Below are 12,235 nucleotides of genomic sequence, written 5' to 3'. Positions count from 1 at the left end.
TCAGGGCCGGCGCAGGACCCCGCCGTCGCGCCTGTACGCCGCGGTACGCATGTAGAGGTAACGGGTCATCACCAGGGCATAGCCCAGCAGCAGGCCGCCGACCGCCATCATCCCGGCATGGCTGAGCCAGCCCGACTCCGGCCAGGTGGCATCACCGAAGGCCACGCGCAAACCCTGCACCAGGCCAGCCACCAGCCGCACCAGGACCAGCGCCAGCAGGCCGACCGACACCACCGGGCTGGTGCGGTAGAACAGGCCCGCGGTGGTCTCGACGAAGCGCACGCGGGTGGTGGCGAGCAGGCCCAGCACGATGCCGGCCAACGCCGCCAACGGCACGTACGTCCACACGTTGCGCCAGAACAAGCCCGCCAGCAGCGCGGCCAGCGCGAACAGCACCGCCGACAGCAGGCTCGACCACCAGGCCAGCCGCAGTGGCAGCAGCCAGGCCTGGCGGCGGGTATTGAACGCGCCGCGGATGCGCAGCGCCAGCGCCACCGGCAGCAGGGCCAGGAACAGCGCCAGGGCGGCGACGAGGGCCAGCAGCAGCGGCACGGGCGCGGCTCAGAACGCCGGCAGCACCGCGCCCTTGTACCTGCGCTGGATGAAGTCCCTGACCTCGGGGCTGGTCAGCGCGCGCGCCAGCGCCTGCACCCGCGGATCGTCGCGGTTGTCCGGGCGCGCGACCAGGAAGTTCACGTAGGGCGAATCGCTGCCCTCGATCGCCAGCGCGTCGCGGGTGGGGTCCAGCCCGGCGTCCAGCGCGTAGTTGGTGTTGATCAGGGCCAGGTCGACCTGGTCGAGGATGCGCGGCAGCATCGCCGAATCCAGCTCGCGGAACTTCAGCCCCTTGGGGTTGGCGGTGATGTCGCGCTGGGTCGCCAGGGCGTTGGTCGGGTCGGCCAGGGTGATCACGCCGGCGGTGTGCAGCAGGATCAGCGCGCGCGAGTTGTTGCTCGGATCGTTGGGGATGGCCACGTCGGCGCCGGCCGGCAGTGCCTCCAGCGAGGCGTGGCGACGCGAGTAGGCGCCGAACGGCTCGATGTGCACGCCGGCGACGGCCACCAGGTCGGTGCCGCGGCCCTGGTTGTAGGCCTGCAGGTAGGGCTCGGTCTGGAAGTAGTTGACGTCGATGTGCTTCTGCGCGACCTGGTCGTTGGGCTGCACGTAGTCGTTGAACACCCGCACCTGCAGGCGCACGCCCTCCTTCTCCAGCATCGGCTTGACCACCGCCAGGATCTCCGCGTGCGGCACCGCGGTGGCGGCCACGCGGAGGGTCTGGTCGCCGCCGGCGGCGGAACCGGAGCCGCCGCCGCAACCGGCAAGCACGGTGCTGGCGGCAAGCAGGAGGGGCAGGAGGATGGCGCGCATGGGGGGAGTCCGTGTGGGTTGGGGGAAGGATACGGCTCAGCGGCGGCTGTAGCGGGCCACCAGGCGGTCGCCCAGCATCTGCACCAGCTGCACCAGCACCAGCAGCAGCACCACCGTGACCAGGGCCACGTCGGTGTGCGAGCGCTGGTAGCCGTCGCGGAAGGCCAGGTCGCCCAGGCCGCCGGAGCCGATCGCGCCGCCCATGGCGGTGAAGCCGACCAGGGCGATGGTGGTGACGGTGGCGCCGGCGACCAGCCCGGGCCGCGCCTCCGGCAGCAGCACCCGCCACACCAGCTGCCAGGTGGTCGCGCCCATCGCCAGGGTGGCCTCGATCACGCCGCGGTCGACCTCGCGCAGCGCGGTCTCCACCAGGCGCGCGTAGAACGGCGCCGCGCCCACCACCAGCGGCAGGATCGCGCCGCGCACGCCCAGCGAGGTGCCCATCACCGCCAGAGTCAGCGGGATCATCGCGATCATCAGGATGATGAAGGGCACCGAGCGCAGGATGTTCACCACCAGCGACAGCACCGCGTACAGCCCGCGGCGCTCGTGCAGCTGGCGCGGGCCGCACAGGAACAGCAGCACGCCCAGCGGCAGGCCGGCCAGCAGGGTCAGCGGCAGCGCGCCGCCGAGCATGGCCAGGGTATCCAGCGTGGCCTGGCCGATCTCGGCCCACTTGCCGGCGTCCAGGTTGCGGAAGGAGCCGTCCGCGGCGGCGACCAGGGCAAACGTGCTCATGCGCGCAGCACCTCCACGGTGACGCCGGCCGCCGCGAACGCCTGCTGCGCGGCGTCGGCGTCGCCGCCGACCAGGGCCACGACCAGCTGCCCGTAGGGCGTGTCGCGGATGCGGTCGATGCGGCCGGACAGGATGTTGTAGTCCACGCCGCACTGGCGCGCGATGCGGCCCAGCAGCGGCGCGTAGGTATCGGCGCCGAGGAAGGTCAGGCGCAGGATGCGCCCTTCCACCGCGGCGAAGTCGGCATGCAACCCATGCTCGTCCACGTGCTCGGCCTCGGACACGAAGCGGCGCGTGGTCGGGTGCCGCGGGTGCAGGAACACCTCGGTGACCGGGCCGCTCTCGACCAGGCGGCCGGCATCGAGCACGGCCACGCGGTCGCAGACGCGGCGGATCACGTCCATCTCGTGGGTGATCAGGACGATGGTCAGGCCCAGCTCGCGGTTGATCCCGGCCAGCAGGGACAGCACCGAGGCGGTGGTCTGCGGATCCAGCGCGCTGGTGGCCTCGTCGCACAGCAGGATCTTCGGCCCGGTGGCCAGGGCGCGGGCGATGCCCACGCGCTGCTTCTGCCCGCCGGAAAGTTGCGCCGGATACTTGTTCGCGTGCTCGGCCAGGCCGACGCGCTCCAGCAGTTCCGCCACCCGCGCGTCGATGCGCGCGCGCGGCTCGCCGGCCAGTTCCAGCGGGAAGGCCACGTTCTGCGCCACCGTGCGCGAGGACAGCAGGTTGAAGTGCTGGAAGATCATGCCCACGCGCCGGCGCAGCGCGCGCAGGCCCTCGCCGTCCAGCACCGCCACGTCCTGGCCATCGACCCACAGCTGGCCGCCACTGGGCGCCTCCAGGCGGTTGATCAGGCGGATCAGGGTGGACTTGCCGGCGCCGGAGTGGCCGATGATGCCGAACACCTCGCCGGCCCGGATCTCCAGGTCGAGCGGATGCAGGGCGGCGACCTGGCGGCCACCCACGGCGTAGGACTTGTGGACCTGCTGGAACCGGATCACGGGGGAGCGGAAGGGCATCGACGCGCGGGCCGGCAAGCCTAGCAGCTGCCGTGCCCCGGTGGCGTGGCGCGGCGTTCCAGCCGCGCCCCGCAGCGTCCCGGCCGGCTCAGGAATGGTCCAGCGGCGCGCTGCGCGCGGCGCCGACCGTGCGCTCGCGGCGCAGCAGGTACAGGCCGCTGCCCATGATGATGGCCGCGCCGATCCAGGTCCCCGCGTCCGGCAGGGTGCGCCAGAACAGCCAGTCCCAGCCGATCACCCAGACCAGGCCGGTGTACTCCAGCGGCGCCACCAGCGAGGCGTCGCCGCGCATGAACGCCGCGGTCAGCGCGACCTGCCCCAGCGCCCCGGCCAGGCCCAGGCCCAGGATCAGCGGCGCATCGCCGCGCTGCAGCGGCACCCAGCCCGGGATCGCCGCCAGCCCCGCGCCGACGGCCATGATCGCCAGGAACCAGACCACCATCGACTGCGGCGTGTCGGTGCGGGTCAGCAGGCTTACGGTGACCGCGGCGATCGCGTAGGCGGTGGCCGCCAGCAGCACCATCAGCCCCGGCAGCGACGCGAAGCCGCCTGCGCCCGGGCGCAGCACCACCACCACGCCGACCAGGCCGATGCCGATGGCGGTCCAGCGCCGCGGCCCCACCTTCTCGCCCAGCAGCGGCACCGACAGCGCCGCCACCAGCAGCGGCGCGACGAAGTAGATCGTGTACGCGGTGGACAGCGGCATGCGCTTGAGCGCGAACACGAAGCAGCCGATCATGGCCATGCCCAGCGCGCCGCGCAGCAGGTGCAGGCCCCAGCGCACCGGCAGGATCGAGCGCGGGCCGGCGGTGGCCATCACCCAGGCCAGCACGAACGGCAGCGAGGCGGCGCCGCGCAGCAGGGTCACCTGCAGCGGCGGGTAGCGGGCCGAGAGCAGCTTCATCGCCGTGTCCATCAGCGAGAAGCAGGCGATGGCGGCGACCATCCAGGCGGCGGCCGCCAGGTTCGAGCGGGGACGTGGGGGCATGCACGCATTATCCGCGCACGCGCGCCGATGCGCGCGCCGGCGCGGGCACCGCCTAGAATGTGCGCATCCGCACAAGGAGCCCCCCGATGCCTTCCTTCGACATCGTGTCCGAAGTGGACACCCACGAGCTGACCAACGCCGTCGACCAGGCCAGCCGCGAACTGACCACCCGCTTCGACTTCAAGGGCGTGGACGCGAAGTTCGTGCTGGAGGACAACGTGATCAGCCAGTCCGCGCCCAGCGATTTCCAGCTCGGGCAGATGACCGACATCCTGCGCCAGCGCATGACCGCGCGCGGCATCGACATCCGCTGCCTGGAGTTCGGCGACATCGAGACCAACCTGGCCGGCGCGCGGCAGAAGGTCACCGTGAAGCAGGGCATCGAGCGCGAGACGGCCAAGAAGATCCAGGCCGCGCTCAAGGACGCCAAGCTCAAGGTCGACAGCCAGATCAACGGCGAGAAGCTGCGGGTCAACGGCAAGAAGCGCGACGACCTGCAGGAGGCCATCGCCCTGCTGCGCAAGGGCGATTTCGGCATCCCGCTGCAGTTCGAGAACTTCCGTGACTGATCCGGCCATCGGCAACCCCGGCGGGGACGCCGCGCTGGACGAGGCCAGGGTCCTGGCCGATACCCGGCGCTGGCTGGAGCGGGCCGTGATCGGCCTGAACCTGTGCCCGTTCGCCAAGGCGGTGTACGTCAAGGAGCAGGTGCGCTTCGTCGCCAGCGACGCGACCACGCCGGGGCAGCTGCTGGAGCAGCTGGGCGAGGAGCTGGTGCTGCTGCGCGACACCCCGGCCGAACAGGTCGACACCACCCTGCTGGTGCACCCGCTGGTGCTGGGCGACTTCCTCGACTACAACGACTTCCTCGACCAGGCCGACGCCCTGGTCGAGGCGCTGGAGCTGGACGGCGTGCTGCAGGTGGCCAGCTTCCACCCGGACTACCAGTTCGCCGACAGCCGCCCGGACGACATCGAGAACTACTCCAACCGCGCGCCCTACCCGACCCTGCACCTGCTGCGCGAGGACAGCGTGGCCCGCGCGGTGGAGGCCTACCCGGACCCGGACGTGATCGTGGAGCGCAACTACGCCACCCTGCGCAAGCTCGGCCACGAGGGCTGGCGCAGGCTGCTCGCGGACGAGGCCGGCTGAGCGCGCCGGCGCGCGGCGACCGCGCCTGCACGCCGCGCACGCCACACTGCAGCCGCAACGGAGCCACGCCATGCCGATCGTCCCTCCCGTCCAGCCCTGGGATCCCGCGCCGCTACGGGACCGCGTGGTCCTGGTCACCGGCGGCGCCCAGGGCATCGGCCGCGGCATCGCCCAGGCGGTGCTGGGCGCCGGCGGCTGCGTGGCCATCGGCGACCTCGACGCCACAGCCGGCCGCGCCTGCCTGCGCGAATGGGGCGTCCCGGGGCGGGCCATGTTCCGCCGCCTGGACGTGGCCAGCGAGCGCAGCACCGCGGCGTTCGTGGCCGCGGCGCTGGAGCGCTTCGGCCGCATCGACGGCCTGGTCAACAACGCCGGCCTGCCCGATCCGCAGGTGCCGCCGCTGGAAGCGCTGGATTTCGCCGGGTGGAACCGGCGCCTGTCCAGCCTGCACGGCGCCTTCCTGTGCAGCCGCCATGCCCTGCCCGCGCTGCGCCAGGCGCCCGGCGGCGGCGCCATCGTCAACATCGCCTCCACCCGTGCCCACCAGTCCGAGCCGCACAGCGAGGCCTACGCCGCGGCCAAGGGCGGACTGGTCGCGCTGACCCACGCGCTGGCACTCAGCGAAGGCCCGCGGGTGCGGGTGAACTGCATCAGCCCCGGCTGGATCGCCACCGAGGCCTGGCAGGCACCCGCACGCCGGCGCCGGCCGAAGCTGTCGCGCCGCGACCACGCCCAGCATCCGGCCGGGCGCGTCGGTACCCCGGAAGACATCGCCGCGCTGGCGGTCCACCTGCTGGCGCCGGGGCTGTCCGGCTTCACCACCGGGCAGGAATTCATCGTCGACGGCGGCATGACCCGCAAGATGCAGTACGCCTGAGCGCGCTTCAGCGCGCGACCGCGCCGCGCAGCGCCGGGGTGCCGTCCACCACCTCGGTCCACACCAGCCAGGCGGCGCCGTCGGCCACCTGCATGCGCGGCATGCCGCTGGCGCGGCCGCGCGCCGGGAAGGTGGCCACGACCTGCATCTCCCCGCGCCGCAGGTCGGCCGTGTAGCGCATCAGGCGCAGCAGTTGCAGGCCTTCGGGGAGTTCCTCCAGCCACGCCGCGTAGAGCTGGTCGTCGGCGGCGGCCACAGCCACCCGGCCCAGCAGCTGCGGCCCGCGCACCAGGGTCACCGGCGCGGCGAAGCTGTCGCCGCCGTCCTGCGACACCGCCGCGCGCAACTCCGGCCAGCCGCCGGCCTCGGTGTACCAGGCCACCCACACCCGCGGGCCCTGGGCCGCCACCGCCGGGCCGTTGACCGGGCAGCCGGCGAAGTGCCAGCCATCGGCATGCACCGGCCGCGGCGGCGTCCACGCCTGGCCGTCGAAGCGCACGATGCGGATGTCGCGGATCTCGCCCGCGCCGCGCCCGCGGTAGACCACGACCACGCCCTTGCCGCTGCGCGCGGCGGCGGTGGGACAGCAGTCGCAGGTGGAGGCATCCAGCGGCCATTCGCGCAGCTGCGCGCCATCGGCGCCATGCACGGCGGCGCGCAGCATCATTGCCGCGCCGCCGTGGTGGCCGTCGCCGTCATGGCCGTCGTGTCCGCCGCCGGCCGCGGCCGCCTTCTGCCGGCTGTCGAGCCAGGCGATGCCAAGCTGGCCCTGGCCCTGTTCCCAGAAGCTGACGAAGCCGTGGTCGCCGCGGCTGCCGCCCGGATGCACCGCGGCAGCCGGGGTCCAGCTGTGGCCGTCGTCGCCGGAACGCGCCAGCGCGATGCCGTAGTCCATGCGCGACGGACCGGTATTGCGCAGCCAGTGCGCCCACAGCGAGCCGTCGCCCAGGGCGTACACGTGCGGGGTGTCGGCCCAGTTCACGAACCAGTCGCTGCCTTCGGCGATGGTGCGCGTGGGTTCCCAGTCCGCGCCAGGGCGGGTACCGGCCAGCCGCAGGCGGTGGCCGTCGCCGGCTGGTTCCAGCCAGCTCAGCAGCAGGCGCCCGTCCGGCGCCCGCACCAGGTCCGGCTGGGCCGCGCCGGGCGGCGCCGGCAGGGTCCACGGCTGCGCCTGCAGCGGCCGGACCGGCGTTTCCGTGTCGCGGCCGCAGGCAGCCAGCAGCAGCGGCAGCAGCAGCGCCGCGACGGTGGCGCGCCAGTGGCTGGATGGCGATGGCGTATGCATGCGCTGTCCTCAGTCGAAGGCCTGGTGCAGGACCAGTTCCCAGCTGCGCGGATCGCCCGGCCAGGCCATCTGCCCGCCCAGTGCCTGGGCAATGTAGCGGCGGTCGCCAAGATTGCGCCCGCGCAGGGTCAGTTCGGTGCGCGCGCCGGCGCGCCAGCGCAGGTGCGCGTCCCAGGTGGCGTAGCCAGGCACGCGCAGGCTGTTGGCCGCGTCGGCCTGGCGCGCCGATACCGCACGCAGGCCGGCACCCAGCGCCCAGCGCGGCTGCAGCTGCCAGTCCAGCCACAGGTTGCCCACCCGCGCCGGGATGTTGGGCGGGCGGTTGCCCGCGCGCGAGACCGCCTGGCCGGCGACGGTCTCGGTGAACGCGTCCAGGCGCGCATCCACCCAGGCCAGGTTGCCGTCCAGCGCCAGCCGCTGCGCCGGCTTCCAGCCGAAGGCCAGCTCCAGGCCGCGCGCGGACTGCCGCCCCACCGGCAGGGTCTGGCCCGGGTTGTCCGGGTCGGCCACCGCCAGGTTGCGGCGGACGATGCGGTACACGGCCAGGGTGGCGTGGCTGCGGCCGTCGGCCGACTGCAGCTTGGCACCCAGCTCGGCCTGGCGTCCGCTGGACAGGTCGAAGTCGCGCAGCTGGGCGAAGCTGGCGGTGCTCAGCACGCCGGCCGGCGGGTCGGCGGCGGTGCTGGCCTGGACGTAGGCGCGCGCGTTCGGCGCCGGTGCCCATTCCAGGGCCAGGCGGCCGGTGGTCGGCCGGTAGCGGCGCTCGAAGCGCGCGGGGTTGCCGGGGCCGGGCGCGCGGTGGTTGCGCACCTCCAGCTGCAGGCGTTCGTGGCGCAGCGCGGCCAGCAGCGACACGCCGGCGCCCAGGGTGGTGAGGTTCTCGGCATACCCCGCCTGGCTGCGCAGGCGGTTGCTGCGGTCCGGTCGGTAAGCCAGTTCCGCGCCCGGCACGTCGAGGAAGCGGCCCGGCGCCACCGCGTCCACCGGCACGGTGTCGACCACGCCCGGCAGCGACAGCGGGAAGCGGGTCTGCCGGTTCCACGCCGCCTCCGCGCCCACGGCCCAGCGCGCGGGGCGGCCGGCCAGCAGGCCCTCGTGCAGCCATTCGCTGCGGTTGCCCCACACCTCGTGGTCGTGGCGCTGCAGCAGCGCGCCGGAACGCTGCACGCCGCCCTCCGCCAGGCGGTAGCTCTCCACGTTGCGGTAATCGCGCAGGGCGTCGTAGTGGTAGACCGTGTTGCGCACGCGGTCGCCGTCGCCGCGCTGCCATTCCAGCAGCGAGCGCACCCAGCGCACGTCCTGGGCGTAGCGGCCGTCGCCGACGTTGTAGTTGCGCGCGGCCAGGGCCGGATCCAGCCGCAGGCGCCCGCCCGTGGCCTCGCCCGGCACCCCCCAGTACGGGCGCCGCACGTCCTCGTCCTGCCATTCCAGGGCCAGCACGTGCTCCAGCCCGGGCGCCAGCCGCACCCGCCACGACCCGGCCGCCGCCAGCGCGCTGCGCTGCTGCGCATCGATCCAGCTGTCGCCATCGCGCGCGCTCAGGTCCAGCGCCAGCGCCTGGCGCGCGGCGGCATCGCGCAGGTTCATGCCGAAGGCCACGGTGCCGTCGCGGTGCGAACCCCAGGCCGCGCGCCAGCGCGCCTGGTCGTGTCCGAGGCTGGCCAGGCGGGTGACGTAGTTGATCGCGCCGCCGACGGCGCCCACGCCATGCAGGAAACTGGAAGGGCCACCGATGGCCTCGATCCGCTCGTACTGCCAGGCATCCACCGGACGCGCGGCGATGCTGGCGTACTGCACGTCGATGCCGTTGAACAGCTGGCTGACCTGGCTGCCGGAGAAGCCGCGCCAGGCCACGTTGTTGCCTTGCCCGGGCGGAGCGGCGGCGGTCAGGCCGGGCACCGCGGCCAGGGCTTCCTGGGTGGTGCGCACGCCGCGTGCGTCCAGGGTGTCGCGTTCGACCACGGTGACTGCGGCCGGGGTGTCGAGCACGTCCAGCCCCAGGCGCGAGGCGCTGCCGGCCGGCGCCTGCAGCGGCCCGGCGCGGCCGCTGACCTGCACGGCATCGAGGGTGGTGGTGGCCGGCGCCTGGCCGGCATGCACGATCGGGATCGGGGACAGGAGAAGCAGGACCGCGGGCATGGCCACGGTCCGGCGTGCCGCGGTTGGCGGCAGGCGGTGGCAGGGCATGTTGGGCTCCAGGACGCGGGAACGCGCGGCGTGGCCGCGCGGGACGGTTCGCGGTTCAGGCCTGGAGCGGCGGTCCACGGCTGCCGGGACCGTGGAGGCGGCGGAAGCGGCGCCGCGGGCTGGCACGCCGGGCGGGAGGCGTGGCCGGGGCCAGGCCGGGCACGGTCGCGGTCGCCGTCGCCGGCAGCGCCAGCGAGGCAGCCAGCGGGCAGTAGGGGCAGTCGGCGTCGCCATGGAGGCTGGCCGGCGCCAGCGGTGCGCCGTCGGCATCGCGGGCCTCGCTGGGCGCCAGCTGCAGGCCTTCGGCGGTGCACAACTCGGACCAGCCGGCCAGCAGCTGCGGGCCGCCGGCGGCCAGCACGCGCCCGGCCACCGGCGCCAACGCCAGCAACAGCCCCGCCAGCAGGGCCAGCGGGGCCAGGAGCCGGTGGAGGCGGGAGGCGCGCAGCATGGGGCGGATTCTAGACAAAGGGGCGCGCACGGCCAGTGACAGATGGTCCCAGCCGCGCGGCGGCGCTCAGTCCGCCGCCGCCACCGGGTCGAACACCGCCTGCAGCAGCGGCAGCACCTGCTCCAGCGAGGCGGCGATGCGGTGGCCCAGGGCGCGGGTGGCCGCGTCCGGCGCCACCAGGTCCGGGACCTGGATCGGGGTCATGCCCGCGGCCAGCGCGGCGCGCACGCCGGCGGGCGAGTCCTCCAGCACCAGGCAGCGCGCCGGCTCCACGCCCAGGCGGCTGGCGGCCAGCAGGTACACGTCCGGCGCCGGCTTGGGATGGGCCACGTCCGAGGCGGTGCAGACCACCGGGAAGTACGGCAGCAGGCCGGCCTGGCGCAGCTTGTGGCTGGCCAGCGGGTTGCGGGTGGAGGTGGCGACCGCGCGCGGGACGCCGCGCTCCTGCAGCCACTGCAGCAGGGCGAGGATGCCGGGACGGTGCGGGATGCCGGCATCGACCATGGCGCTGTACTCGGCGCCGGAGCGCTGCAGCAACGCATCGGCCTGGGCCTGGCCCAGGCGCTCGACCAGCATCGCGCGGCAGGCGGCATCGCCGGTGCCGACCATCTGCAGCCAGTAGTCCTCGGGCAGGTCGTGGCCGAGCGCGGCGGCGGCGCGCGCGTAGCAGCGGGTGATGGCGCGCTCGCTGTCCAGCATCAGCCCGTCCATGTCGAACAGCACCGCCTCCGGGGCGAATGGCAGCGGGGCCAGGCCCGCGCCGGCGCTCACGCGCCCGCTCCGGCGAACAGCGCGTCGAGGTCGGCCTGGCCGAGCTGGCGCCACTGTCCTTCCGGCAACCCGCCCAGCTCCAGCCCGCCCACCTGCGGCCGGTGCAGTGCCAGCACCCGGTTGCCGGCGGCGGCGAACATGCGCCGCACCTGGTGGTAGCGGCCCTCGTGCAGGACCAGGCGCGCGCGGCGCGGGCCCAGCACCTCCAGGCGCGCCGGCAGCAGCGGCGTGTCCTCGCCTTCCAGCACCAGGGTGCCGCTGGCGAACAGCTGCGCCTCGTCGCCGCGCAGGTCCTCGGCCAGCCCGGCCTCGTAGACCTTGGCCAGCTTCGACTTCGGCGAGACGATCCGGTGCAGCAGCTGGCCGTCGTCGGTCATCAGCAGCAGCCCGGTGGTGTCGCGGTCCAGCCGTCCGACGGTGGACAGCACCGGGTTGCGCAGGCGGAAGCGCGGCGGCAGCAGGTCGTAGACGATGCGGCCCGGGTCCTTGGTCGAGCAGGTGTAGCCGGCCGGCTTGTGCAGCATCAGCACCAGGCCCGGCGGCGGGTCCAGCGGCTGCCCGTCCACGCGCACGTTGTCGTGGTCCAGCGGGTCGTCCTGGTACAGCACCCCGCCATTGGCGTCGGTGACGCGGCCCTCGCGGAACATCCAGGCCACCTCCTTGCGGCTGCCGTAGCCCAGGTTGGCCAGGTGCTTGACCAGCTTCATCGACTTGCTCAACGCGACGCTCCCTTGGTTGCCTCGATCACCTTGAATCCCCCCGCTTCGGCCAGCACCCTGCGCTGGCCGAACGCCTGCGCCAGGGTGCCCTCGTACGGCAGGTGGCGGTTGGCCACCAGCAGCAGGCGCCCGCCGGGACGCAGCGCCTGCGCCGCCACCTCGATGAATCGCTGGCCCAGTTCCGGGCGGTCGCCGCGGTCGTGGGCGTGGAACGGCGGGTTGCTGACGATGAAGTCGTAGCCGCCCCGGGCCAGCCCGGCGGTGACGTCGTGCCAGTGGAAGCCCGGCGCGATGCGCGCCCCGGCAAGGTTGCGGCGCGCCAGCTCCAGCGCGCGGAACTCGGCCTCGTACAGGTCCAGCGCGGTCACGCCCGGCGCGCGTTCCAGCACCTCGGCGGCGAGGTAGCCCCAGCCGGCGCCGAGGTCGGCGCCGCGCCCGCGCAGGTCGGCCGGCAGGTGCGTGGCCAGCAGCGCCGAGGCGGCGTCGATCCGGTCCCAGGCGAACACGCCGGGGCGGCTGTGGAAGCGCCCGCCCGGCAGCGGCCGCACCGCGTCGCCGCCGCGCCACTGCGCGGCCAGCGCGGCGTCGCGCGGTCCCTGCAACGGCGGGGTCCAGAACACGCGGCAGTGGAACTTGGCCAGGTTGCCGTCCAGCCCGGCCAGCTGCTGCAGGTCCTT

The 12,235-nt window shown here is 74.1% G+C and carries 14 protein-coding genes; 3 read left to right on the top strand and 11 right to left on the bottom strand.

All coding sequences use genetic code 11. The annotated features are described in order from the left end of the window. The 5 genes from B351_RS0106355 to B351_RS0106335 form a co-directional block, all read right to left on the bottom strand. The gene (locus tag B351_RS0106355; protein WP_019398210.1) at nt 1-552 is read right to left on the bottom strand and encodes a hypothetical protein; all 552 of its coding nucleotides are present in this window, start codon (nt 550-552) and stop codon (nt 1-3) included. A gap of 9 nt (nt 553-561) precedes the next feature. Then, entirely contained in the window at nt 562-1,368 is an 807-nt protein-coding gene (locus B351_RS0106350) for a MetQ/NlpA family ABC transporter substrate-binding protein (protein WP_019398209.1), read from the bottom strand. A 36-nt stretch (nt 1,369-1,404) separates the two neighbouring features. Next, nucleotides 1,405-2,106 (bottom strand): methionine ABC transporter permease, encoded by a 702-nt coding sequence (locus tag B351_RS0106345; RefSeq protein WP_019398208.1) that lies wholly within the window; start codon nt 2,104-2,106, stop codon nt 1,405-1,407. Further along, the gene (locus B351_RS0106340) at nt 2,103-3,110 is read right to left on the bottom strand and encodes a methionine ABC transporter ATP-binding protein (protein ID WP_026010440.1); all 1,008 of its coding nucleotides are present in this window, start codon (nt 3,108-3,110) and stop codon (nt 2,103-2,105) included. The genes B351_RS0106345 and B351_RS0106340 overlap by 4 nt, the downstream gene beginning before the upstream one ends. A 106-nt stretch (nt 3,111-3,216) precedes the next feature. After that, nucleotides 3,217-4,116, bottom strand: coding sequence for a DMT family transporter (locus tag B351_RS0106335; RefSeq protein ID WP_019398206.1), 900 nt, complete (start codon nt 4,114-4,116; stop codon nt 3,217-3,219). 86 nt (nt 4,117-4,202) lie between these two features. On the opposite strand from B351_RS0106335, the gene B351_RS0106330 reads away from it, so the two are divergent. The 3 genes from B351_RS0106330 (at nt 4,203) to B351_RS0106320 (ending at nt 6,145) form a co-directional block, all read left to right on the top strand. Next, nucleotides 4,203-4,685 carry a YajQ family cyclic di-GMP-binding protein gene (locus B351_RS0106330; protein ID WP_019398205.1) on the top strand — a complete coding sequence of 161 codons (483 nt, stop codon included), beginning with the start codon at nt 4,203-4,205 and terminating at the stop codon, nt 4,683-4,685. 34 nt (nt 4,686-4,719) lie between these two features. Continuing rightward, nucleotides 4,720-5,268: a DUF1415 domain-containing protein gene (locus B351_RS0106325; RefSeq protein ID WP_026010438.1), complete on the top strand. Its 549-nt coding sequence runs from the start codon at nt 4,720-4,722 to the stop codon at nt 5,266-5,268. A 70-nt stretch (nt 5,269-5,338) separates the two neighbouring features. Continuing rightward, the gene (locus B351_RS0106320) at nt 5,339-6,145 is read left to right on the top strand and encodes an SDR family oxidoreductase (protein ID WP_026010437.1); all 807 of its coding nucleotides are present in this window, start codon (nt 5,339-5,341) and stop codon (nt 6,143-6,145) included. 7 nt (nt 6,146-6,152) lie between these two features. On the opposite strand, the gene B351_RS0106315 is transcribed toward B351_RS0106320, so the two are convergent. The 6 genes from B351_RS0106315 to B351_RS0106290 all read right to left on the bottom strand — a co-directional run. Next, nucleotides 6,153-7,430: a hypothetical protein gene (locus B351_RS0106315; protein WP_019398202.1), complete on the bottom strand. Its 1,278-nt coding sequence runs from the start codon at nt 7,428-7,430 to the stop codon at nt 6,153-6,155. A 9-nt stretch (nt 7,431-7,439) separates the two neighbouring features. Next, nucleotides 7,440-9,569, bottom strand: coding sequence for a TonB-dependent siderophore receptor (locus tag B351_RS0106310; RefSeq protein ID WP_232207902.1), 2,130 nt, complete (start codon nt 9,567-9,569; stop codon nt 7,440-7,442). Between the two features lie 103 nt (nt 9,570-9,672). After that, complete coding sequence (locus tag B351_RS0106305; RefSeq protein ID WP_019398200.1) at nt 9,673-10,068, bottom strand: DUF2946 family protein; 396 nt, start codon at nt 10,066-10,068, stop codon at nt 9,673-9,675. A gap of 66 nt (nt 10,069-10,134) precedes the next feature. Further along, nucleotides 10,135-10,839: an HAD family phosphatase gene (locus B351_RS0106300; protein ID WP_019398199.1), complete on the bottom strand. Its 705-nt coding sequence runs from the start codon at nt 10,837-10,839 to the stop codon at nt 10,135-10,137. Next, entirely contained in the window at nt 10,836-11,546 is a 711-nt protein-coding gene (locus B351_RS0106295; protein WP_026010436.1) for a pseudouridine synthase, read from the bottom strand. The genes B351_RS0106300 and B351_RS0106295 overlap by 4 nt, the downstream gene beginning before the upstream one ends. A gap of 8 nt (nt 11,547-11,554) precedes the next feature. Continuing rightward, nucleotides 11,555-12,235, bottom strand: a 681-nt coding sequence (locus B351_RS0106290) for a class I SAM-dependent methyltransferase (RefSeq protein WP_019398197.1), incomplete at its 5' end; no start/stop codon positions are given.

Source organism: Pseudoxanthomonas sp. GW2, assembly GCF_000283075.1.
Taxonomy (GTDB): domain Bacteria; phylum Pseudomonadota; class Gammaproteobacteria; order Xanthomonadales; family Xanthomonadaceae; genus Pseudoxanthomonas.
The sequence above is the reverse complement of the archived record's forward strand: the minus strand, read 5'-3'. Positions and strand labels throughout refer to the sequence as shown.